Source organism: Rhizobium sp. SSA_523 (assembly GCF_030435705.1).
Classification (GTDB): domain Bacteria; phylum Pseudomonadota; class Alphaproteobacteria; order Rhizobiales; family Rhizobiaceae; genus Neorhizobium.
On sequence record NZ_CP129382.1, the window covers coordinates 2,655,019 to 2,677,644 of the forward strand.

Here is a 22,626-nt window from a genome sequence, read left to right on the forward strand (position 1 = left end):
GTCTGGCGCCAATGAAGATCACGAGAGTCCGTACCCACCTTCTGGAACACAGGCTTGATGTGGCCTTCGAGAGCGCCTCGATGCGTTTCGACCGCCGCGCCCATGTTCTGGTGGAGATCGAATGCGATGACGGCACGGTGGGCTGGGGCGAATGCCTTGGCCCGGCGCGCCCAAACGCCGCCGTCGTCGCGACCTATGCCGGTTGGCTGATCGGGGAAAACCCCCTGGAAACGGAGAAGATCTGGGCCCGGCTGTACAATGCGCTGCGCGACCAGGGCCAGCGCGGCCTCGCCGTGACGGCTCTGTCGGGCATCGATATCGCTTTGTGGGATATCAAGGGCAAGCATTTCGGCGTGCCGGTCTCGATCCTGCTTGGCGGTCGCTTCCGCGAAAGCGTGAAGGCCTATGCCACCGGCAGTTTCAAGCGCGACGGAGTGGATCGCGTAGAGGACAATGCGGCCGATGTCGCCCGCTACTGGAAGGAAGGCTTCCACGCCACGAAAATCAAGATCGGCTTCGGCGTCGCGGAAGACCTGCGGGTGGTTCGGGCGGCGCGCGACGCCGTCGGGCCGGAGATGCGCATCATGGTCGACGCCAATCACGGCTATGACGTGGTGGAAGCCGTCCGTTTCGGCCAGGCCGCTGCCGAACTCGATCTCGACTGGTTCGAGGAACCCGTGGTTCCCGAACAGCTTGCCGCCTATCGCGAGGTGCGCGCCCGCCAGCCGATCCCGGTTGCCGGCGGGGAAACCTGGCATAGCCGCTGGGGCATGCGCGAACCTGTGGAAACCCGTTGCGTGGATATCCTGCAGCCGGATCTTGCCGGCGTCGGCGGCTTCACGGAAGCCAAACGGGTTGCCGATCTGGCCGCCTTGCACGGCGTGCGCGTCGTGCCGCATGTCTGGGGCACCGCAGTCCACATCGCCGCCGCCCTGCAGTTCATGGCCGCCATGATCCCCAGCCCGGTGCGCGTCAATCCGATCGAGCCCATTCTCGAATTCGACCGGACGGACAACCCGTTCCGCCAGGCGATCGTCAAGACACCGATCGAACACCAGAACGGCATCGTGGCCATTCCCGATGCCCCCGGCCTCGGCATCGACATCAATCGCGACGCCCTTGCCGAATTTCGCATGAAAGAGATCTGATGCTGAAACGCCCGCTCACCGGCCGCAAGCCGAACATCCTGTTGCCCGAGGGCGCAGTGGACACGCAGATGCACATGTATCTCCCGGGCTATCCGTCCCGTCCGGGCGGTCCCGGCCTTCCGGCGGGAGACCTGCCGACGCCGCAACAGTATCGGGAGGTCATGCAGTGGCTGGGCATTGATCGCGTGATCATTACCCAGGGCAATGCGCAGCAGACAGACAATGACAATGTCGTCGCCTGCCTGAAGGAAATGGGCGATGTGGCGCGCGGTATCGCCGCCGTTGCTCCCGAGGCGAGCGACGCGGAACTCGACGCTCTCGCCGAGGCCGGCATTGTTGGCCTGCGCATCATGGATCTGCCGGGCGGCGCCGTGGGACTGGCCGCGCTGGAGCGTCTCGACGCCATGGCTCGGGCGCGCGGCTGGATGCTCGCCATCCAGTTCGACGGCAGCAATATCGAGGAGCACGAGCCGCGGCTGGCAGCGCTGACGTCGCGCTGGGTCCTGGACCATCACGGCAAATTCTTCTGCGGGGTCACACCCGACAGCCCGCAGATCGCCGCCACGCGCCGGCTGATCGACAAAGGCAATTGCTGGTTCAAGTTTGCCGGCGTGTATGAAAGTTCGAAGAGCGGCGGCCCCGATTATGCCGATGTCGCAGCCGTGGCGCGGGTAATTGCCGGCCATGCTCCCGAACGCATCGTCTGGGGCACCAACTGGCCGCACAATCTTGCCCGCGAACAAGCGGATTATCCCGATGATGTAGCGCTGACGGAGACGGTTCTCGGCTGGCTTGCCGATGATTCTGCCCGTCACAAGGCGCTCGTATCCAACCCGGAAGACCTCTTCGGCCTGCCGAAATGGCAGGCGCGATAGACAAAGCAGCAGTAACGCGCAACCGCGATGACCGGGCGCATCTCAATGTGGAGGAGAAAAGCATGAAAATGTCAAAGATCTTGGGCCTGGCGATCGGCCTTGCGGTGAGCACCGCCATGACAACCGCAATGACAACGGCCGTCCAGGCGCAGGAAATGACGCTGCGCTCGGCCGACATCCATCCGGATGGCTACCCGACGGTGGAAGCCGTGAAGTTCATGGGCGACCTCTTGAGCGAGCGCACCAATGGCCGCATCAAGATCCAGGTCATGAACAATTCGGTGCTGGGCAGCGAAAAGGACACGATCGAGCAGACCCGTTTCGGCGTCATCGACATGAACCGCGTGAACACCGCGCCGTTCAACAACCTCGTCAAGGAAACCGTGGTTCTCGGCCTGCCCTTCCTGTTCCGTTCGACCGAACACATGCACCAGGTGGTCGACGGCCCGATCGGTGACGAAATCCTCAAGGCATTCGAGCCGCATGGTCTCGTCGGCCTGGCTTTCTACGACAGCGGCGCCCGCAATTTCTACACCACCAAGAAGCCGATCGAAAAGCTGGCCGACCTGAAGGGCATGAAGATCCGCGTCCAGCAGTCGGACCTCTGGATCGCCATGATGGAAGCCTTCGGTGCCAACCCGACGCCTATGCCGTTCGGCGAAGTCTATTCCTCGCTGGAAACCGGCGTGGTGGATGGTGCCGAGAACAACTGGCCGTCCTACGAGTCCTCCCGCCATTTCGAAGTCGCCAAAAACTTCTCGATGACCGAGCATTCGCTGACGCCGGAAGCACTGGTCATGTCGAAGATGACCTGGGACAAGCTGACCCCGGAAGACCAGGCCGTTGTCCGCCAGGCCGCCAAGGATTCCGTTGCCAAGATGCGTGAGCTCTGGCAGGCGCGCGAAAAGGCATCGGAAGAGAAGGTACGCGCCAGCGGCGTCAAGGTCGTTCAGGTGAACAAGGAAGAGTTCTCCAATGCAATGAAGCCGGTCTATGACCGCTTCGTCACCGATCCGAAGATGCAGGATCTCGTGGCCCGCATCCAGGCCGTCAAGTAAATCGATCTGTTCCGGGGCCAGTCGCTTGAAACACGACTGGCCCTTTTCTCTGTGCGCGTCCCGTTTTGCGCAAAGGACAATGGGAATGAAGACTTTCATTCGAAGCGTCAGACCCGCTCTTGGTCTGTTGAGCCGCGCCGCTCTCTATATTGCGGCCGTCGGCATCGTCGCCATGACCCTCATCGTCGGCTGGCAGGTCTTCGGGCGCTATGTGCTCAACAGCTCGCCGAGCTGGTCGGAGCCGCTCTCGCTGTTCATGATGTCGTGGTTCATCTTGCTGGGCGCCGCGGTCGGCGTGCGCGAAAGCGGCCACCTTGGGCTCGATATCGTGCGCTACGCCATGCCGAAGCCGGTGCAGCGCGCCATGGATCTGATCAGCCTTGCTTTGGTGGCAGGCTTCGGATGCTGCATGTCCTATTATGGCGTGCTGCTGGCCAGAGGCACCTGGACCGCAACCATTCCCGTTCTGGGCTGGCCGGGCGGCGTCGATTTCATTCCCCTGATCGTCGGCGGCGGCCTGATCGCCCTCTTTGCAGTGGAACGCCTCTGCGACGTCATTATCGATGAGCCGGAGGCCACTGTCTCGCCGGCCGATTCCGTGGAGACCGTGTAAAATGGCCTATGCTGTATTGTTTGGCTCCTTCATCGTCTTGATGACGATCGGCATGCCCATCGCCTTCTGCCTCGGCATCGCCTCGCTGGCCACAGTCATGTATCTCGGCCTGCCGCCGATCGTGATCTTCCAGCAGTTGAATTCCGGCATGAATGTCTTCGCCATGATGGCGATCCCCTTCTTCATCTTTGCCGGCGACCTGATGGTGCGCGGCGGGATCGCCGCCCGCCTGATCCGCTTTGCCGCCGGCCTTGTCGGCCACCTGCGCGGCGGACTTGGCCAGGTCAACATCGTCGCATCCACGCTGTTCGGCGGGATCTCCGGCTCTGCCGTGGCGGATGCATCGGCCGTGGGCGGCCTGATGGTGCCGCAGATGGCAGCGCGCGGCTACGACCGCAGCTATGCCGTCAACGTCACGGTCAATGCCGCCATCATCGCCCTGATGATCCCGCCCTCGCACAACATGATCCTTTATTCGATCGCTGCCGGCGGCAATGTCTCGGTGGCCGATCTCTTCACGGCCGGCATCGTTCCCGGCATGTTGCTGGCGCTGGCGCTGATGATCACCGCCTATATCGTCGCGCGCCGGCGGGGCTATCCCTCCGAACCCTTTCCGGGCTTTGCCAATCTGGTCATCTACCTCCTGGCTGCAACACCGGGCATTCTTCTGATCGGTATCATTTTCGGCGGCGTACGCTCCGGCATTTTCACCGCCACGGAAAGCTCCTGCATTGCCGTTCTCTACGCTTTCCTGGTCGCGATGCTCGTCTATCGCGAGTTGAACTGGCACGGCTTTGTCGAAGCGGTCACGGGCGCCGTGCGCACCACCGCAATGGTCCTGCTGGTGATCGGCACGGCCGCATCCTTCGCCTGGCTGATGGCCTTCCTGCAGGTGCAACAGCTGATGATCGGCGCGATCGGCGCGATCTCCGACGATCCGATCATCATCCTGCTCGTGATCAACATCATCCTGCTGCTGCTCGGAACCTTCATGGACATGGCGCCGCTGGTGATCATTTCCACGCCGGTCCTGCTGCCGGTGGTCAAGGCCTTCGGGGTTGATCCGGTGCATTTCGGCGTCGTGATGATCCTCAATGCCGGCATCGGATTGAACACGCCACCGGTCGGGACCGTCCTCTTTGTCGGCTGCGCCGTGGGCGGGATCACGATCCGGGAGGCCATGCGGACGATCTGGCCCTTCTTCGGCGCAAGTGTCGCTGTCCTGCTGCTGGTCACCTATATCCCGGCGCTGTCTCTGTGGCTTCCCAGCCTCTTTCGGTAAAACCGTCCTCCCAGGACATGAACGAAAGGCCGGTGGATCTCTCCACCGGCCTTTCGTCTTTATGGGCAGGGCTGGAAAGGCGATGATCGGGGGAAAAGCGAAGGGGGAGGCACTGCGCGACGAGGCGTGGGACGGCCTATGTGATCTAGACGCCGCAGCACCTCAGGCGCCGGGACGGATCACGCCCTTTCTCAAAATGATATTGGCATAGAGCCGCGGCTCGCCCGTCTGCACCACGCAATGGGCGCGCCGCACACGCTGATAGAATTCATCCCCCACCAGAGGCACGACCGGTTGCTTCGGCTCATGCCTCTGGCAGCAGGCGATCATCTCGTGATGAACCGGCTCGAAATGATCGCGGTCCTGCCCGCGGGTGGAACGGAAAATTGCCTGCGGCACGAAATCGTCGATCGGCAGGACCGACAGGATCGCATCCAGCACGGGGACCAGGCCAAGCCCGTCCAGCCGCACCAGGCGCCGGGCATGTTCCACTGCGGGATAGTTTCCATCGACAAGGGCGATTTCGTCGCCGTGACCCATGGCGCGCAGCGTCGCCAGAAGCTCCGGGCTCAGCAGTGGATCAATCCCCTTCAGCATCAGGCGAGCTCCTTGAACAAGACACTTTGATCGGTCAGGTAGCGGGCGAAGATCGGCAGGCTGGCGCCGCCGATTGCGCGCGCCTGGGCACCCACTTTGCCTTCGATGATATCCGGCATGATGATGCCCTGGAGGTCGAGGCGAGAGACGGCTTCCACCGTGGCGTCGACAATCCGCCGCCTGACCCAGGCGGGAAAGCCGCCATCGATGACCGCTGCGCCGAAATCGATGAGTGCCGCCGAGGCGACGATCGCCTGTGCAAGCGCTTCGGCCGTGTCGCGGATCCAGATCTCCATGGGTTCGCCGAAATCGATCCACTCCGCTGCCGAATACCAGAGGGGCTGCGGGTCGATGCCGCGCTCCATCAGCAGTTTTTCCAGAACGAAGATGGAGGCGATATCGAGAAGCTGCCGGGTTTCGCCGCCCTTGCCGCGCACCGGCAGGGGGCCCAGCGCGCCGGCCGTGCCGGAGCGACCTGAAAAGACTTCCGAATTCAGCACGATCCCGCCGCCGATAAACGAGCCGATGAAGAAATAGACGAAATCGGGATAGGCCGGCCCGACGCCGAAGACGAGTTCGGCGCCGCAGGCGCTCGTGGCGTCGTTCTGCAGATAGACCGGATGCCGCGCCTTCGCCGATATCTCGGCATGCAGATCGAAATCCCGCCACTCCTCCATGGCGCCCGATGGGGCTCCCACTTCCTCGGCCCAGTTCCAGAGTTCGAAAGGTGCCGCAATGCCGACACCGGCGATCCGCTGGCGTTCCGCCTCGCTCATCTGCTGTTCCAGCCGCTCCATGCCGGACATGATGATGCTGATGATCTGGCCCGGCCTCGGATAGGCGTAAGTCTGGCGGACCTGCATGCGGATCTTGCCGACGAAATCCATCAGCACGACATCGGCGCTGCGCCGGCCGATCTTGACCCCAAACGAGAAGACCGCATCCGGATTGAGACGCATCGGAACGGAGGGCTGCCCCACCTTGCCGCGCTGCGGTTCGCCGCGCAGCAGAAGACCATCCTTTTCGAGCGCCCGCATGATCACTGAGACCGTCTGCGCCGAAAGGCCGCTGGCGCGGGTGATGTCGGCCTTGGACAGCGAGCCGTGCATGCGCACCAGGGACAGGACCAGCCGCTCGTTATGCGCCCGTACCCGGACCTGGTTCGAGCCCCCGGCAAGGCCGGAGGCGAAATTGGGCGCAAGCGCTGCGGACGGATTGTCGTCAATGGTCATGGCCGCCCCTCCCTGAGCACCCATTCTGCAATGCCCGAACCTTACCGCCTCGAATTAATAAATCAATCGGAATTAATTATTGACAGGGTCGATTGTTTGGTGATGATGGGCGCTGCAAGGGCGGACGGCTTGGAGGAGGCGTTCGGTCACTCCGGACCCGTCCATGCCCGCGATCACCGCATTCGCGGACAACCATGCTCTGGGAGGAGCCAATGAAGAAATCTGTTTTGACTGCAGCCGTCGCGACGCTTGCGCTCGGCGTTGTTTTCGATGCGCCCGCCTCGGCCGCCGATGTTTCCGCCTGCCTGATCACCAAGACCGACACCAATCCCTTCTTCGTTAAGATGAAGGAAGGCGCCACAGCCAAGGCCAAGGAACTCGGCGTCACGCTGAAATCCTATGCCGGCAAGATCGACGGCGATTCCGAAAGCCAGGTAGCCGCCATCGAGACCTGCATCGCCGATGGCGCGAAGGGCATTCTGCTGACGGCATCGGACACCAAAGGCATCGTGCCGGCCGTCGAAGAGGCCCGCAAGGCCGGTCTTCTGGTGATCGCGCTCGATACGCCGCTTGATCCGATCGATGCGGCCGACGCGACCTTCGCCACCGACAATCTGCTGGCCGGCGAGCTGATCGGCAAATGGGCCGCCGCAACCCTTGGCGACAAGGCCAAGGATGCCAGGATCGCGCTCCTGAACCTCACCCCTGCCCAGCCCTCCGTCGACGTTCTGCGCAATCAGGGCTTCATGAAGGGTTTTGGGATCGATGTCGGCGATATCACCCGCATTGGTGACGAGAAGGATCCGCGCATCGTCGGCAATGACGTGACGAACGGCAATGAGGAAGGCGGCCGGACCGCCATGGAGAACCTTCTTCAGAAGGATCCCGGCATCAATGTCGTCCACACGATCAACGAACCGGCGGCGGCCGGCGCCTATGAGGCGCTGAAGGCGGTCGGCAAGGAGAAGGATGTGCTGATCGTGTCCGTCGATGGCGGCTGCCCGGGCGTCCAGAATGTCAAGGACGGCGTCATCGGCGCGACCTCCCAGCAATATCCCCTGCTGATGGCCGCTCTCGGCATCGAGGCGATCAAGACCTTCGCCGACAAGGGCGAGAAGCCGAAGCCGACCGAAGGCAAGAATTTCTTCGATACGGGCGTCGCTCTGGTGACCGACAAGCCGGCCAATGGCGTGCCCTCCATCGATACGAAGGAAGGTACGGCCAAGTGCTGGGGCTAAGCCGCACGGCCTGACGAAACACGATCACTGCACAAGGGCGGCCAGGGCCGCCCTTTCACCACACGGGACGCGGCCTGACCATCGCTTGCAGCAAAGTGCTGACCGGCCCGTCCTACCGCCGAGATCCGGAGGTTGCAAACGACCTCCAGCCGGCCCTCAAAGCCTTCAGAAGGCACAAGGGAGGAAGACATGAGCGAGCCACAGGCCGCCGGCAAACCCGCAATCGATTTCGAAAAGGGTCTGTCGGGAAGCTCCACGCAGGTCGCCCAGTTCGATACGCACGACAAGACGACTCTACAGAAATTCCAGCATTTCCTGCATGGCAGCCCGGCCGCCGTGCCGCTGATCGTCCTGCTTCTGTCTCTCACCGTCTTCGGCTTGATCCTCGGCACGAAGTTCTTTTCGGCCTTTTCACTGACGCTGATCCTGCAGCAGGTGGCCATTACCGGCATTATCGGCGCCGCACAGACGCTCGTCATCCTGACCGCCGGCATCGATCTTTCGGTTGGCGCGATCATGGTGCTGTCATCCGTCGTCATGGGCCAGTTCGCCATCCATTATGGCGTGCCGGTTCCGCTGGCGGTGCTTGCCGGCTTTGTCGTGGGGGCGATCTGCGGCTTCATCAACGGCTTCCTGGTCGCGCGCGTCAAGCTGCCGCCCTTCATCGTGACCCTCGGCATGTGGCAGATCGTGCTGGCCACCAATTTCCTCTATTCCGCCAATGAGACGATCCGCTCGCAGGATCTCGCCGCCAATGCGCCCCTGCTGCAATTTTTCGGCGACAATATCCGCATTGGGGGTGCCGTCTTCACCTATGGCGTAATCGCCATGGTCCTGCTCGTCTTCCTGCTCTGGTATGTGCTGAATTCCACCGCCTGGGGCCGCCATCTCTATGCGGTCGGTGATGATCCGGACGCGGCCGAGCTTGCCGGGGTCAATGTCAAGAAGATGCTGATTTCCGTCTACACGCTGTCCGGCATCATCTGCGCGCTGGGCGGCTGGGCGCTGATCGGCCGGATCGGATCGGTCTCGCCGACTGCCGGCCAGTTCGCAAACATCGAGAGCATCACCGCCGTGGTGATCGGTGGCCTGTCGCTCTTCGGCGGACGCGGCTCCATCCTGGGAATGCTGTTCGGCGCGCTGATCGTCGGCGTCTTCTCGCTCGGCCTTCGCCTGATCGGCACCGATCCGCAATGGACCTATCTGTTGATCGGCGTGCTGATTATCGCGGCAGTGGCCATCGACCAGTGGATCAGAAAGGTAGCAGGCTAATGGCACAGGACCCCATTCTCACCGCTCGCGGCCTCGTCAAGCGCTATGGCAGGGTCACCGCGCTCGACGGCGCCGATTTCGACCTCTATCCGGGCGAGATCCTCGCGGTCATCGGCGACAATGGCGCGGGCAAGTCGTCGCTGATCAAGGCGATCTCCGGTGCGATCAGCCCCGACGATGGCGAGATCCGTCTGGAGGGCAAACCGGTGCACTTCCGCTCGCCGATCGCCGCGCGCGAGGCCGGCATAGAGACGGTCTACCAGAACCTGGCGCTATCGCCGGCCCTCTCGATTGCCGACAACATGTTTCTCGGCCGCGAAATCCGCAAGCCGGGCATCATGGGCAGCGTCTTCCGCAAGCTTGATCGTCCGGCCATGGAGAGCTTTGCCCGCGACAAGCTCTCCGAACTCGGTCTGATGACGATCCAGAACATCAATCAGGCGGTGGAAACTCTGTCCGGCGGTCAGCGCCAGGGCGTTGCCGTGGCACGGGCAGCGGCCTTCGGCTCCAAGGTCATCATCCTCGATGAGCCGACGGCAGCGCTCGGCGTGAAGGAGAGCCGGCGCGTGCTGGAGCTGATCCTCGATGTCCGCTCCCGCGGAATTCCGATCGTCCTGATCTCGCACAATATGCCGCATGTCTTCGAAGTGGCCGATCGCATCCATATCCATCGGCTTGGCAGGCGTCTGACCGTCATCAATCCGAAAGATTATTCCATGTCGGATGCCGTGGCCTTCATGACGGGCGCAAAAGCACCCGAACCGTTGGCCGCCTGACCGCTAAATGTCCCCGGCCGCGCCGCTTGCGAGGGCGCGGCCGGGCGAACACCTGTCTTTCGATCGGACCTCCCCGGCACCTGGTTTCCCGATGCGGGTCCGGGATAGGGGAGGTTTGCGCCCGCAGGCGGGCTTTCCTGGCGAAAATCCGAAAAAACGCTTCCGATTCGTGCAGAATCGGTTTCCTATGTCATTCCCTTCAGCAATTCTCCGCCTAGTTCAGGTGGTATACGCGCCCTCTCGCTCACAACTGGCGTCTGCGCGCTTCATTCTGGAATGACGATCGTGACAGCCTCTTCTTCCGGCGGAGCAGCCCCGCTTTCCGCATCGCTCGCCCATGTTAAGGCCGCTGGCTGGGGCAAGGGCCTCTCCATCCTCACCCGCATCACCGTGATGGCGCTGCGCCACCCCTACCAGTCGGGTGCCGCCATCGGCGCGACCTTCATCGCCTCCACCTTCCAGTTGATGATTCCGCTTCTGCTGGGACGGGCCGTCGACCAGGCACAGGGCATTACCGCGACCGGCAATGCCGCCGCCGCTGCCCAGGACGCGCTTTTATGGACGGCGCTTCTGCTGCTCGGGGCAAGCGTGCTGCGCGGCCTGTTCACCATGGTCCAGAACTATTACAGCGAGGCCGTGGGCCATCATATCGGCTACGAGTTGCGGCTGGCCTGTTACGAGAAGATCCAGCGCCTCTCCTTCAGCTTCCACGACACGGTTCATTCCGGCGATCTGATCACCGTCGGCCTTCTCGATCTGGAAGGCGTGCGCATGTATTTCTCGACCGCGCTCGTGCGCATGATCTTCCTCTCGGTGCTGATCGGTATCGGCGCCTATCTGCTTTTGTCGACCGATGTGGTGCTGGGGCTTCTGGCTCTGAGCTTCGTCCCCTTTGTCGGCTGGCGGTCCTCCGTCACGCAATTGCGGCTGCGGGCGACCTGGCTCGACCTGCAGGAGCGGCTCGCCGTTCTCACCCGGGTGATGGAAGAGAATCTCGGCGGGATACGCGTTGTGCGCGCCTTTTCGGCCCATGCGCACGAATTGGAAAAATTCGACAATGCCTCGCGCGAGGCGCTGACGCTCGCCCATCAGCGGGTCGGCATCCGGGTCGCCAATACCAGCGCCATGACCTTTTCCTTCTTTGCCGCCATGGGACTGGTCCTCTGGGTCGGCGGCGGAAAAGTGATGGAAGGCGAAATCACCGTCGGCACGCTCGCCTCCTTCCTGACCTTCATGACCATTCTGCAAATGCCGGTGCGCCAGCTGGGCCTGATGGTGAATGGCTTCGCACGCGCCTCCACCTGCGGCGCCCGTCTGTTCGAGCTTCTGGACATGGATATCGCCGTGAAGGACAAGCCCGGCGCGCCCGCCCTGAAGATCAGCCAGGGCACGCTTCACTTCGACAAAGTGAGCTTCGCCTATCCCGCGGCGCCGGACAGTCCCGTGCTGAAGTCCATCAGCTTCGAGGCGCGGCGCGGCGAGACGATCGGCATTGTCGGTCCGCCCGGCAGCGGCAAGTCGACGATCGCCCATCTCGTCCCGCGCTTTTACGATACGACATCCGGCAGCATCACGATCGATGGCCAGGATATTCGCAGCGTCAGGTTGCAATCCCTGCGGCGCTCCGTGGTGGTGGTGCAGCAGGATTCCTTCCTCTTCACCACGACGATCGAGAACAATATTGCCTATGGAGACCCCTGGGCGCGGGAAGGCCAGATCGAGAAGGCCAGCGAAAGCGCCCAGCTGCACAATTACGTGCTGGGCCTGCCGGCCAGCTATGAGACAGTGGTCGGCGAACGCGGCGTCTCCCTTTCCGGCGGGCAGCGCCAGCGCCTGTCGATTGCGCGCGCCCTGATGTTGAAGCCGGCCGTGATGATCTTCGACGATTCCACCGCCGCAATCGATGCGGCAACCGAGCAGCGCATCCGGAGCGCCATGCGCCGCTACGCATCCGACCGCGTCACCATCATCGTGGCCCACCGGTTGAGCTCCCTGATGCATGCCGACCGGATCCTGTTCCTGGAGGACGGACATATCGTCGAACAGGGCTCGCACCAGGAATTGCTGGCGCTGGGCGGCCGCTATCGGGCGCTCTACGACCTGCAGATCCGGCCCGACGACGAAACCATGGCGGGCTGAGGGGGATAGAATGGCAGAGGAAATGGAAACCGAGCGCGCCGATGTTCGCGAAGACGGGCGCCGTCCGCCCCGCGCTGTCGTCGGCTCGCACAGGATCGAAGAAGAGATCTTCGGCAAGGTCTTCGACCGCAACATCATTGCCAGGATCTGGGATTTCGTTCGTCCCTATCGCCGGAAGGTCTTTCTTGCCGTGGTCGCGGTGCTGGCCTTTACGGCCATGCAATTGCTGATCCCGCTGATCATCCGCTATGCCATCGATCACGGCATGCAGCCGGGCGGCGACCGTTCCGCCCTGCTCTACGCCCTGATCGCCTTCGGCATTGCGATCCTCGTCAATTTCGCCGCCAGCTTTGCGCAGGAAACCCTGGTCGGCAATGTGGCGGAGGATGTTCTCTTCGATATCCGTCGCGCGATGTTCTCGCATCTGCAACGCGTCTCGCTGTCATTCATGGACAAGACCGAGGTCGGACGCCTCATGTCGCGGCTGCAGGGCGATGTCAATTCCATGCAGGAATTCCTGGAAACTTCCGTCCTTTCCGTCGGCGATATCACGCTTCTGATCGGCATCGTCGCGGTGATGCTCTATCTCGATTTCTACCTGGGTCTTCTCACTTTGTCGGCCCTGCCCATTCTCTTCATCGTCCGGATCTTTTGGCTGCCGGTGGCGCGCAAATCCTTCATGGCCGCACATGAATCGAATTCGGTTGCCAGCGGCGCTTTGGCCGAAGCCATACATGGCGTGCGCGCCGTGCAGGGAATGGACAGGCAGGCGGTGAATTTTACCCTGTTCGACGACAAGGCACGGACCAACCTCGTCAACCATCTCAAGGCGGCCCGTCTGGCGCAGATCATGATCCCCATTGTCGACACGCTGACGGGGATTGCCATGGCCCTCGTTATTGTCGTGGGCGGTGCGCGTGTGCTGGGCCAGGCGCTGGATATCGGCGTCATGATTGCCTTTCTCTTCTACATCCAGCGGTTTTTCGATCCGATCCGCTCGCTGACCCTGCAATATTCGGTCATGCAGCGCGCCATGGCCTCGGGCCAGCGGCTGACGGATGTGCTGGATGTTCGGGTCGATATCACCGACAAGGAGAATGCCACCGAATTGTCGCCCGCCATGGATGGATCGGTCGAATTCCGCAATGTGGTCTTCGGTTACAATCCGAAGCATCCGGTTCTCAAGAATGTCAGCTTCAAGGTCAATCCGGGGGAGACCGTGGCTCTTGTCGGACCCACCGGCTCCGGCAAATCAAGCTGCATGTCCCTGATCCACCGCTTCTATGAAGTCCAGCAGGGTGCCGTTCTGGTGGGTGGCCATGACGTGCGCGACCTCACCCAGGATTCCCTTGGCCGGCAGATCGCGATGGTGCTGCAGGAGCCCTTCCTGTTCACCGGAACCGTCTTTGAGAATATTCGCTATCACAAGACGGATGCGACGCGCGACCAGGTCATCGAAGCTGCCAAGGCCGTCGGGGCGCATGACTTCATCCTGCGCATGCCGGATGGCTATGACAGCCTGCTTGGCCAGCGCGGCGGCAATCTCTCCCTCGGCCAGCGCCAATTGATCAGTTTTGCGCGCGCCCTGGTGGCGGATGCCAAGATCCTGGTGCTGGACGAAGCGACCGCCAATATAGACAGCTATACGGAAATGCTGATCCAGAAGGCGCTGGTCAAGCTTCTGGAAGGCCGGACCGGGCTGGTGATTGCCCACCGCCTTGCCACTATTCGCGAAGCCGACCGCATTATCGTTCTTCAAAATGGCGAACTGATCGAGAGCGGCAATCATGCCGAGCTGATGGCCAATGGCAAGCTCTATTCCCGGCTTTACAATCTGAACTATGCGTCCTTCGACGATATACCCGACACCATCGTGGAGGATGCCCTTAGCCCCTCCTCCACCTGAGCCCTTCTTCTCGCGCAATCGAAAGCGGCAGCACGGGCTGAGGCCCACGCCCGGCGCCATGACCGGAACCTTGTCCTCGCGCCCTCGTTGTTTCGTCGACGCTAAAAGGAGTTGCCGATGGACAGAGACAGAAATGCACAGCGCGCCGTGGGCGAAGAACAGGCCCCGGATCATCCCCGCCAGGGCGTCATCCCGGCTGGGCCCGATGCCCGTGCCAAGGTCGATCCGGAAAAGACGCCGGGGGCCGGTGCCCTTCCCGATCCGGATACGAAGGATATCGATCCGGGTTCGGAATAAGTCCGAGCCTGGATGGCAGGCTGGACCAGACCGGACCGCTAGCCGGATGCGGATGTGACGATAGACCCGGTCGGCCCTTTCAGGCCGGCCGGGTTTTCCTGTAGGAAACCGCGCTGATCCTCGGCGTGAAGCGGCAGCATCGATGATCGACCTGCGGCGGCTTGACGCTTGCCGTCGCGCCTGTTCTGGTTCTATACGACAGTCCAAGACGAGCCTGCAGCATGGATCCTGGACGCCTCCTGGATGCCCCCCTGGGAGCCCCCTGGGAGGCCCTGGAAGTCAGTGCACCGGCTTGCCGTCAGCGGGATTGCGTGCAACAGCTTCCCCAACGAGGACGACGGATCGATGACTGGCGAAACCATCACGCTTTATGAGGCAATCGGCGGGGACGAGACGGTGCGGGCCCTGACCCGCCGGTTCTACGCACTCATGGACAGCCTGCCGGAAGCCGCGCGCTGCCGCGCCGTTCATCCGGCCGACCTCTCCGGCAGCGAAGCCAAGCTCTACGACTACCTTACCGGCTATCTCGGCGGCCCTCCCGTCTATGTCGAAAAATATGGGCATCCACGGCTGCGCTCCCGTCATTTCATGGCGTCGATCGGCGTCAGGGAACGGGATGAATGGCTGCTCTGTTTCTCGCAGGCCATGGCGGAAACCATCGACAACCCGAAGCTTCGGGACATCATCTGGGCGCCGATCGAGCGCCTGGCGCACCATATGCAGAACCGGGAGGAGCAGGCATGAGAAGCCCGACCATTCGCTCTGCCATCCTCATTCTGGCCGGCATTATCGGCGCCTCCGGCGTCGGCCTCGCGGCAGCGGCCAGCCATGGCAGCGATGCCCGCCTGCTTGGCTCCGCCTCTGCAATGTGCCTGGCGCATGCGCCTGTTCTGATGGGGCTTTATCTCTTGAGCGAACGGCAGAGACTGGCCACAGTCGCGGCCGGCCTTCTGGCTGCCGGCACGATCGTCTTTTCGACGGATCTGCTGCTACGCCATTTCGAAGCCACAAGCCTGTTTCCAATGGCCGCGCCCGCCGGCGGAATGGCAATGATCCTTGGCTGGCTCCTGGTGGCACTGTGCGGGGTCTTTGCGGCCAGAGCCGGCAACCACCGGTCCCCCTGACGTTCCCGTTTCTCCGGTCTTTCGTCTAGTCTGTCCCTCCGTCCTGTTGCTCCCGTCTATCCGCTGCCATTCCCGGCCTCGGCAACGGTGAAGCGGCAGCGGCCCTTGGCCAGGCGGCTTTCCCAAAGGTCGCCTCTTGCGCAAGGCGGCTATTGCCTCAATGATGGGATTGGCAACAGGGGGATGCTGCCGTGGATGTCAATGCCAGTGATGTTGCCGGGTCGGATCTTCAGGGCTCGCCCTTGCGGTTTCCCGCCACGGATGGCTATGCGCTAGGAGGTTTTCTCTGGTGCAGGGAACAGTTGTCGGACCAGCGCCCGACCGTCATCATCACCTGTGCCACATCCGTGCGCTCGCGCTATTATGCGCGCTTCGCCGCCTATCTGTTCCAGAACGGCTTCAACGTCCTTACCTATGACTATCGCGGCATCGGCGAGTCGCGGCCGCAGAGCCTGCGCGGATTTGCAGCGGACTGGATCGACTGGGGGGAGAAGGATCTGGAAGGCGCATTGCGATATGTCGAAACGCGCTTTCCCGGGGCTCCCGTCTCTGTCGTCGGTCACTCGATCGGCGGCTTCGCCATCGGCGCGGCGCCGTCCAATGCGGCGATCGAACGCATCCTGACCGTGGGTGCGCAATTTGCCTATTGGCGGGACTATGCGCCCCAGGCCCGGCTGGCAATGCTTTGGAAATGGCATGTCCTTATGCCGCTGGTCACGCAGCTGCTGGGCTATTTTCCAGCCAAGCGGCTGGGATGGATGGAGGACACGCCGGCTGGCGTCGCCATGGGATGGAGCAGGATGGGCCCGCGCTTCGAAACCTCGCTGCGGCGGCGGCCGCTCGGCGCTGATCGCAGGCCGGAGGGCATGGCTTTGCCGCCACGCTTTGCGCAAGTCAGGGCGCCGATCCTGGCTATCGGACTTTCAGATGATGCCTATGGCACGGTGCCTGCCATCAGGCGGCTTCTTTCCTATTTCCCTCGCACGCGCCGTCTTCACCTGCATCTCGGGCCCGAAGACTTTGGGCAGGCCCAGATCGGGCATTTCGCCTTTTTTCATGACCGTTTCCGCGACAGTCTCTGGCCCATTGCCCTGAGCTGGCTAAAACAGGGTGAGGTCATGCCCAAGCTCCATCACAGCCTGGAAGAAATTCCTCCGGCCTGACCGGCATCTTGCCCAAAACTCCCATTGATCCGCACCGACGCTGAAGCAGGCGAATGCGGTTGCGCTTGTCGCTCGCGGATTGTATGGAAGTGTCTACGATTTGTAAGAAGGATCGGTTCGCATGCGGGCTCAGGCGGAGAGCATGGCGCACAAGGTGGAGCGGCAATTGCGGGCGGATATCCTGGCGCTCGCTTTGCCGCCTGGGACACGCATTTCCGAGCAGGAGATCGGCGAACGCTATGGCTCCTCACGCCAGCCCGGCCGCGAGGCGTTGATCGGGCTTGCCAAGAGCCGGCTGGTCGAGATCCTGCCTCAGCGCGGCGCAGTGATCGCCCGCATTTCCGTCGATAAGCTGATGCAGGCGGCGTTCATTCGCGAGACGATCGAAACCGCCGTCGTGAAGGCGGCCTGCCGTGTCTTTCACGTCCAGGCCCGCAGCCGGCTGGAGGCGAGCCTGGGCGAGCAGAAGAGGGCGGCAGCGGCGGGAGACAGGAGCGCCTTTCGCCAGGCCGACACCGCCTTCCATAAACTATTGGCCGAGGGCGCCGGTCTGCCTATGGCCTGGTCGGTGGTGGAGGACCTGAAGGCGCATATCGACCGGGCCTGCTGCCTTTCGCTGCAGGCGCCGGACGCGCTGTCCCGCCTTGTCGGCGAGCACCAGGCCATTCTCGGTGCTATCGATCGCCGCGATGAGGCGGGTGCCGTCCACTCCATGACCAGCCACCTGTCGGAATTGCTGCACGACCTGCCTCAGCTCGAAATGCAATATCCCGATCTTTTTGAATGACGACCCAAGGGAGAAGCCATCATGTCAACGACCATCGAGACCCGGCACGCGGTGCATTACAGCCAGTCGGAGGCGATGAACGGCGCACAGCTGCGCGAGAATTTCATGGTGGAGACGCTGTTCGCGCCCGGGGACATATACGCGGTCTATACCCATTACGACCGGATGCTGCTGCTCGGCATCATGCCGACGGCAGCGCCCCTCTCGATCGGAGCGGATCTGGCCAAGACTGTCGGTACCGATTTCCTGCTCGAGCGGCGCGAGCTTGGTCTCATCAATATCGGCGGCAAAGGCCGGGTGGTGGCCGATGGCACAGCCTACGAGCTGGATCAACAGGATGGCCTCTACCTTGGCATGGGCGTGCGTGACATCACCTTCGAGAGCATCGACCCGAACCAGCCCGCGAAATTCTACATCAACAGCGTCCCTGCCCATTCGAGCTTTCCCTCGCGCCCCATCACGAAGGCCGATGCAATCGAGAACAATCTGGGCGATCAGGCGAATTGCAACAAGCGCAAGCTCTACCAATATATCCACCCGAAGGTTCTGCCCACCTGCCAGCTCCTGATGGGCCTCACGCGGCTTGAGACCGGCAGCGTCTGGAACACGATGCCGGCCCATCTGCATGACCGCCGGATGGAAGCCTATCTCTATTTCGAAATTCCCGAAAACGCCTTCGTCGTGCATCTGATGGGCCGCCCGCAGGCCACCGGCCATCTCATCATGCGCAGCGAACAGGCCGTCCTCTCGCCGCCCTGGTCCATCCATTGCGGATCCGGCACCAGCGCCTATGCCTTCATCTGGAGCATGGCCGGCGACAACCAGTCCTTCACCGACATGGACTTCGTGCCCATGACGGACCTCAAGTGAGGGGGCGGACCATGTCTCTCCAGGCCATGTCTCTCTTCGATCTGACGGGAAAGCGGGCGCTGATCACCGGCGCGCGCACCGGCCTTGGCCAAGGCCTTGCCCTGGCGCTTGCGGGCGCCGGAGCCGATATCATCGCGCTGGGCTCGCAACCCATGCCGCAAACCAGAGCGGCGGTGGAAACGACCGGCCGGAGCTTCGAGGAAGTCATCTATGACCTCAAGGATCCCTCCGGCCTGGATGCTGTGGTTCAGGCCCTGACGGAAAAGGGGACGATCGACATTCTCGTGAACAATGCCGGCCAGATCCGCCGCGCCGATTTCGCCCAGTTCTCGGAGTCTGACTGGGACGACATCATGAACATCAACCTCAAGAGCACCTTCATCCTGTCACAGGCCGTGGTTCGACACATGCTGGAGAAAGGGATCGCCGGGCGGATCGTCAATATTGCCTCGCTCCTGTCCTTCCAGGGCGGAATCCGCGTCGCATCCTACACGTCGAGCAAACACGCCGTGGCCGGGCTGACGAAACTCATGGCCAATGAACTGGCTCCGCGCGGCATCACGGTCAATGCCATCGCGCCCGGTTACATGGATACCGACAATACAGAAGCCCTTCGCAACGATCCCGAGCGCAGCCGCGCCATCCTCGAGAGGATACCGGCCGGCCGCTGGGGAAAGCCGTCGGACCTGGACACCGCCGTGCTTTTCTTCGCCGCGCCGGCCAGTAGCTATGTCACCGGCCAGATTCTGGCCATCGATGGTGGATGGCTCGCCCGGTAAGGCACATCAATGCTGCCCGCCTCGCACGCCGGGCAGCATTCATGATTAATGCGAGAGTTCGGCCGCACGCGCCAGGGCGGCCGACAATCCCGCGAGCGGAATGCGCATCGAGACCGGCTCGCGGAATGAGAGGGTTTCCGCCTTCACCGTTAGAATGGCCGCCGGCGTCTCCGCTGCGTCCGTCAGCGCGGTCACCACCTCCCGGGATAAACGCAGCGGCACGATGCAGCCGCCGGGAAGGCAGGTCGAGAAGGCGAAGGTCAGCGGTTGAGACAGGCCGGTGCCTGTTATCTGAACACCTTTGGCAAGCGCGAGGCCGAAGGGCAGGAGAAGCGCGCCCTCGACCTCTCCGAGGTGGAGAGGGCGAAGCTCCGCCGACAGCATGGGTTTGCCACTTTGCGGATCCGTCTGGACCTGGCTCAGAACGCAGCCGACGACGCCGTTCTGGCCGCGGCAGGCGACGGTCCATTGCCCATGCGGCTCGAAAAAGGACCCCGTGCCGCCGGGCAGCTGCGCCGCCGAGAGCCTATGGCAAGATAGAGGAGCGACCAGACAGGCCATCGCGAGGAGCGAGATGGAAGAGGCCTCTCGCAGCCTTGCTTTATTCGGGTTGCGCGGGCGTAATCCGATTTCGGCCAGGCCGATCCGACCACGCCGCAGGCGGGACAGCATCCGCCCGATCCCGGAACGTCGCCGCTTCAGTGCAGCGGCTGAAGACAGGATGGAGAAGCCGGTCCTTGTCGTCACACTCTCCTCCCTTTCCGCACCAGAGACATTGCGCGATCGATATCGCGCAGAACGCCGCACGGCAACCATCTTCCGCCTCCCCGCCCTCTTCAAGATTTCGAGAGACGGGCCGGGCTATCGGCAGTCTCGTCAGATAGAGATGCCGACGATGCTCCTTGACCGCAAAAAAGATTCCAGGTGTGGATGAAGCCTTCTCATGACGCGCCATGCCCGTACATCTGCGCTTTTCGAGGAGGCCCGGGCCGGATGTGACACGAACCATAGGCAAAAGGTGCGATCGCAATGGGTGGAAGTCTCGCCTCGACTTTCCGCTTGGCATCCGCCGGCACAGGTGGCTCCAGCCTCACCCCCGCCCAAAGCTTCGCAATCCTGCTGTTCAATGCCGCAGATGGAGTTCCGAGCAAACCGGCCTGGCCTTGATCGTAAGGGGGCTTCTGGAACGTGCCTCAGCCGAATGCCGTGATTACGAGCCAATGTAGAGGATTGCATGGCTTACCTATCCGCCCCTGCCGCGAGCTATAGAAACGCAAAAAGCCCCGCGAAGGGGGCTTTATTGGGATCGCAGGGATCGTTGGTTGCGGGGGCCTGATTGCGCAGAGACTTGCCAATTCAGAGCGCCTTCGTGATGTAGAATCCGGTTCGCAACATAATACATCGCCCGGCAAACTGGAAACGACAGTCGATCGATCTGAAGGACCGTATTGCGCCCCAATTTCGGTCGTAAGTCCCCAGCTTATGTGATCCCAAAAGCGGACATGACATCGACGATGCCTCCTGATGACATACCCTCGACTCCAATGGCTGTGCGACTACGACACTAGAGCCTTGAGGACGCTGAGTTGCCGCAAGCGAGAAAGGCTTGCGACGGGCTGCTCCGTAAACACTGGCAGTACGCCTTTCGCTTGCTGAAGCGTGGAAGTTCGCCTTAAGCTCGAATAACTACATTGGCGACGATTCGGGGGGTGAGGTATGACGATCTCCAAAATTCACATCGAAAATATTCGCGGTTTCGAAAAGGTGAGTTTGACGGTCAATCTTCGCCCAAATTGCACTAACATCCTTGTTGCCCCAAATGGCTTTGGCAAGAGCAGCATATCTACTGCGTTTAACTGCGCTAGAGGCAGCAAGCTCAATATTGACGAAAAAGACAAGCATAAGAAAAAAGATGCGGCGGTATCACGTCTTTCCATTGAGTGCGACGGGAAGACGCTGCATGCAAATTCAAACTTGAATGAAATATCCGGCGAATTCGATATTCATGTCATTAAGTCAAACATCGAACCGAAAGCTAAACTTCCAAAAATAAATGGCGTCACAATTGCTAAGCCGTACCTAGAGATTCCGTCACTTGACCTTGGGCCTATGTTTGAAAAAGAAAAAATAAATTTTGATATAAATAATTACAAGCCGTTATTCGGGGATAATTCAAAAGTTGTCCCTAATCTATCTACCCGTTGCGACGACGAGCTTCTCAGAAGCGAATTACTTAGCGTGATCACCTCTATTGACAAGCTTAAGCAAAAAAAATCTTCTGACCTGTTCGAAGAAATGATCGAGATGGTAAAGGGTCTAGAGGGAACAAAAGCATCAATTAGCGACAAGGTCGCAGCCGAATACGCTCGGAAATTTGATGAACTGCCGTATCTCAAGGCGGTCTTTGATCTGGTGATGAAGCACGGGCAAGGGAACACTTGGCTTGATAGCGCCATCATATGCTACATACTGAAGGACCTGAGCGGGTCCGACAGGCCAAACCTGAAGAAATGGTTGCAGTACGCCGTCTATTCCCGACGCCTCAAATCTTTGAAAGATTTCATCGGAGACATAAATGGAGCTTGGGTAACTGCTGAAATAAAAGAAACCAAAGGTCGCGTCCTAGTCGCTTTCCCCGACGCCTCATCGCTCTCAAATGGGCAGCGCGATCTTCTGTACTTCGGCTGCAATTTGCTACGAACGCGCGAGACAACTAGCACGAGACCCTGCATCCTGTTGATAGATGAAGTCTTCGATTATCTTGATGACGCGAACATCGTTGTTGCTCAATATTTTATGAGCAAGTTAATCGACACGTATCGAGCAGAGGGTAGGCAGATTTACATTTGTCTACTGACCCACTTAGACCCGGTGTATTTCAAAGGCTACGCGCTTAAGCGCCAGCAGACCGTATACCTTGGAGACACCACGCAGAAAATTAGTGAAACTATGCGGAAGGTCATCGTGCACCGAGACGATACATGTTGGGCGGCAGACCTTTCTCGACACTTCCTTCATTATCATCCCGATGACTGTGATATCTCGGAGATATTCAACTCCACATACGGAATACCCAAGAAACACGGCAAAAGTCACGGCTTCTACGCGTTTTTGAAGGAAGAATGGGACAAGTGTGTTGCTGGCGGCGGAAGCTACGATCCTTTCGCAGTTTGTGCCTATGTCCGAGTGCAGATCGAGCGATGCACTTACTCTAAAATCCAGAATCAACCGGAGCGAGAGAGGTTTCTGCTCGAGTGTAATGGCACTGCAAACAAACTAGAGTTTGCAGAGTCTATAGGTATTCTCGTCCCGGAAGCATGCCTTCTGCTAGGAGTGGTGTACAACGACGCCCTGCATCGAAAGGGCGCAATCGATCAGTCTTCTACCATCGCTCTTAAACTCAGAAATTTAGGGCTTCAAAGCATGATGAAGCAAGCGATCAACTGGTAGAACTGGACAAGGATGTGAGA

General features: G+C 61.1%; 21 protein-coding genes. 18 read left to right on the forward strand and 3 right to left on the reverse strand.

Going from position 1 to position 22,626, the window contains the following annotated elements:
- The first annotated feature begins 11 nt into the window (after positions 1-11).
- From QTJ18_RS20945 to QTJ18_RS20965, 5 genes are all read left to right on the forward strand, one after another.
- Positions 12-1,148, forward strand: a complete 1,137-nt coding sequence (locus QTJ18_RS20945; RefSeq protein ID WP_252755227.1) for a mandelate racemase/muconate lactonizing enzyme family protein — start codon at positions 12-14, stop codon at positions 1,146-1,148.
- Complete coding sequence (locus QTJ18_RS20950) at positions 1,148-2,023, forward strand: amidohydrolase family protein (RefSeq protein ID WP_252755226.1); 876 nt, start codon at positions 1,148-1,150, stop codon at positions 2,021-2,023. Before QTJ18_RS20945 ends, QTJ18_RS20950 begins: the two co-directional genes overlap by 1 nt.
- Positions 2,024-2,139: 116 nt before the next feature.
- Positions 2,140-3,081 (forward strand): TRAP transporter substrate-binding protein, encoded by a 942-nt coding sequence (locus QTJ18_RS20955; RefSeq protein WP_489667273.1) that lies wholly within the window; start codon positions 2,140-2,142, stop codon positions 3,079-3,081.
- 85 nt (positions 3,082-3,166) lie between these two features.
- Positions 3,167-3,694, forward strand: a complete 528-nt coding sequence (locus QTJ18_RS20960) for a TRAP transporter small permease (RefSeq protein WP_252755224.1) — start codon at positions 3,167-3,169, stop codon at positions 3,692-3,694.
- 1 nt (position 3,695) lies between these two features.
- A complete protein-coding gene (locus QTJ18_RS20965) occupies positions 3,696-4,976 on the forward strand; it encodes a TRAP transporter large permease (protein WP_252755223.1) in 1,281 nt (426 codons plus the stop codon).
- A gap of 162 nt (positions 4,977-5,138) precedes the next feature.
- Here QTJ18_RS20965 and QTJ18_RS20970 read toward each other — a convergent pair whose 3' ends face one another.
- Both QTJ18_RS20970 and QTJ18_RS20975 read right to left on the reverse strand, forming a co-directional pair.
- Positions 5,139-5,573, reverse strand: coding sequence for an RbsD/FucU family protein (locus QTJ18_RS20970; RefSeq protein WP_252755222.1), 435 nt, complete (start codon positions 5,571-5,573; stop codon positions 5,139-5,141).
- Complete coding sequence (locus QTJ18_RS20975; protein WP_252755221.1) at positions 5,573-6,805, reverse strand: ROK family transcriptional regulator; 1,233 nt, start codon at positions 6,803-6,805, stop codon at positions 5,573-5,575. Before QTJ18_RS20975 ends, QTJ18_RS20970 begins: the two co-directional genes overlap by 1 nt.
- Positions 6,806-7,017: 212 nt before the next feature.
- On the opposite strand from QTJ18_RS20975, the gene QTJ18_RS20980 reads away from it, so the two are divergent.
- From QTJ18_RS20980 to kduD, 12 genes are all read left to right on the forward strand, one after another.
- Positions 7,018-8,043: a sugar ABC transporter substrate-binding protein gene (locus QTJ18_RS20980; protein WP_252755220.1), complete on the forward strand. Its 1,026-nt coding sequence runs from the start codon at positions 7,018-7,020 to the stop codon at positions 8,041-8,043.
- Positions 8,044-8,232: 189 nt separating this feature from the next.
- Entirely contained in the window at positions 8,233-9,315 is a 1,083-nt protein-coding gene (locus tag QTJ18_RS20985; RefSeq protein WP_252755219.1) for an ABC transporter permease, read from the forward strand.
- Positions 9,315-10,091 (forward strand): ATP-binding cassette domain-containing protein, encoded by a 777-nt coding sequence (locus tag QTJ18_RS20990; protein WP_252755218.1) that lies wholly within the window; start codon positions 9,315-9,317, stop codon positions 10,089-10,091. Before QTJ18_RS20985 ends, QTJ18_RS20990 begins: the two co-directional genes overlap by 1 nt.
- A gap of 285 nt (positions 10,092-10,376) precedes the next feature.
- Positions 10,377-12,230 carry an ABC transporter ATP-binding protein gene (locus tag QTJ18_RS20995; RefSeq protein WP_252755217.1) on the forward strand — a complete coding sequence of 618 codons (1,854 nt, stop codon included), beginning with the start codon at positions 10,377-10,379 and terminating at the stop codon, positions 12,228-12,230.
- Positions 12,231-12,240: 10 nt separating this feature from the next.
- Positions 12,241-14,136, forward strand: coding sequence for an ABC transporter ATP-binding protein (locus QTJ18_RS21000; RefSeq protein ID WP_252755216.1), 1,896 nt, complete (start codon positions 12,241-12,243; stop codon positions 14,134-14,136).
- 117 nt (positions 14,137-14,253) lie between these two features.
- Complete coding sequence (locus QTJ18_RS21005) at positions 14,254-14,433, forward strand: hypothetical protein (protein ID WP_252755215.1); 180 nt, start codon at positions 14,254-14,256, stop codon at positions 14,431-14,433.
- A gap of 345 nt (positions 14,434-14,778) precedes the next feature.
- A complete protein-coding gene (locus QTJ18_RS21010) occupies positions 14,779-15,177 on the forward strand; it encodes a globin domain-containing protein (RefSeq protein ID WP_252755214.1) in 399 nt (132 codons plus the stop codon).
- Positions 15,174-15,557: a DUF423 domain-containing protein gene (locus QTJ18_RS21015; protein ID WP_252755213.1), complete on the forward strand. Its 384-nt coding sequence runs from the start codon at positions 15,174-15,176 to the stop codon at positions 15,555-15,557. The genes QTJ18_RS21010 and QTJ18_RS21015 overlap by 4 nt, the downstream gene beginning before the upstream one ends.
- A gap of 191 nt (positions 15,558-15,748) precedes the next feature.
- Positions 15,749-16,720, forward strand: a complete 972-nt coding sequence (locus QTJ18_RS21020) for an alpha/beta hydrolase family protein (RefSeq protein WP_252755212.1) — start codon at positions 15,749-15,751, stop codon at positions 16,718-16,720.
- 121 nt (positions 16,721-16,841) lie between these two features.
- Complete coding sequence (locus QTJ18_RS21025; RefSeq protein WP_252755211.1) at positions 16,842-17,507, forward strand: GntR family transcriptional regulator; 666 nt, start codon at positions 16,842-16,844, stop codon at positions 17,505-17,507.
- A gap of 21 nt (positions 17,508-17,528) precedes the next feature.
- Complete coding sequence (gene kduI / locus QTJ18_RS21030; RefSeq protein WP_252755210.1) at positions 17,529-18,377, forward strand: 5-dehydro-4-deoxy-D-glucuronate isomerase; 849 nt, start codon at positions 17,529-17,531, stop codon at positions 18,375-18,377.
- An 11-nt stretch (positions 18,378-18,388) separates the two neighbouring features.
- Entirely contained in the window at positions 18,389-19,156 is a 768-nt protein-coding gene (kduD, locus tag QTJ18_RS21035) for a 2-dehydro-3-deoxy-D-gluconate 5-dehydrogenase KduD (RefSeq protein ID WP_252755209.1), read from the forward strand.
- Positions 19,157-19,201: 45 nt separating this feature from the next.
- Here the strand turns inward: kduD and QTJ18_RS21040 are convergent, their stop codons facing one another.
- Positions 19,202-19,903 carry an invasion associated locus B family protein gene (locus tag QTJ18_RS21040; RefSeq protein WP_252755208.1) on the reverse strand — a complete coding sequence of 234 codons (702 nt, stop codon included), beginning with the start codon at positions 19,901-19,903 and terminating at the stop codon, positions 19,202-19,204.
- A 969-nt stretch (positions 19,904-20,872) separates the two neighbouring features.
- Between QTJ18_RS21040 and QTJ18_RS21045 the strand changes: the two genes are divergently transcribed.
- Entirely contained in the window at positions 20,873-22,606 is a 1,734-nt protein-coding gene (locus tag QTJ18_RS21045) for an ATP-binding protein (protein WP_252755207.1), read from the forward strand.
- Positions 22,607-22,626: the final 20 nt, after the last annotated feature.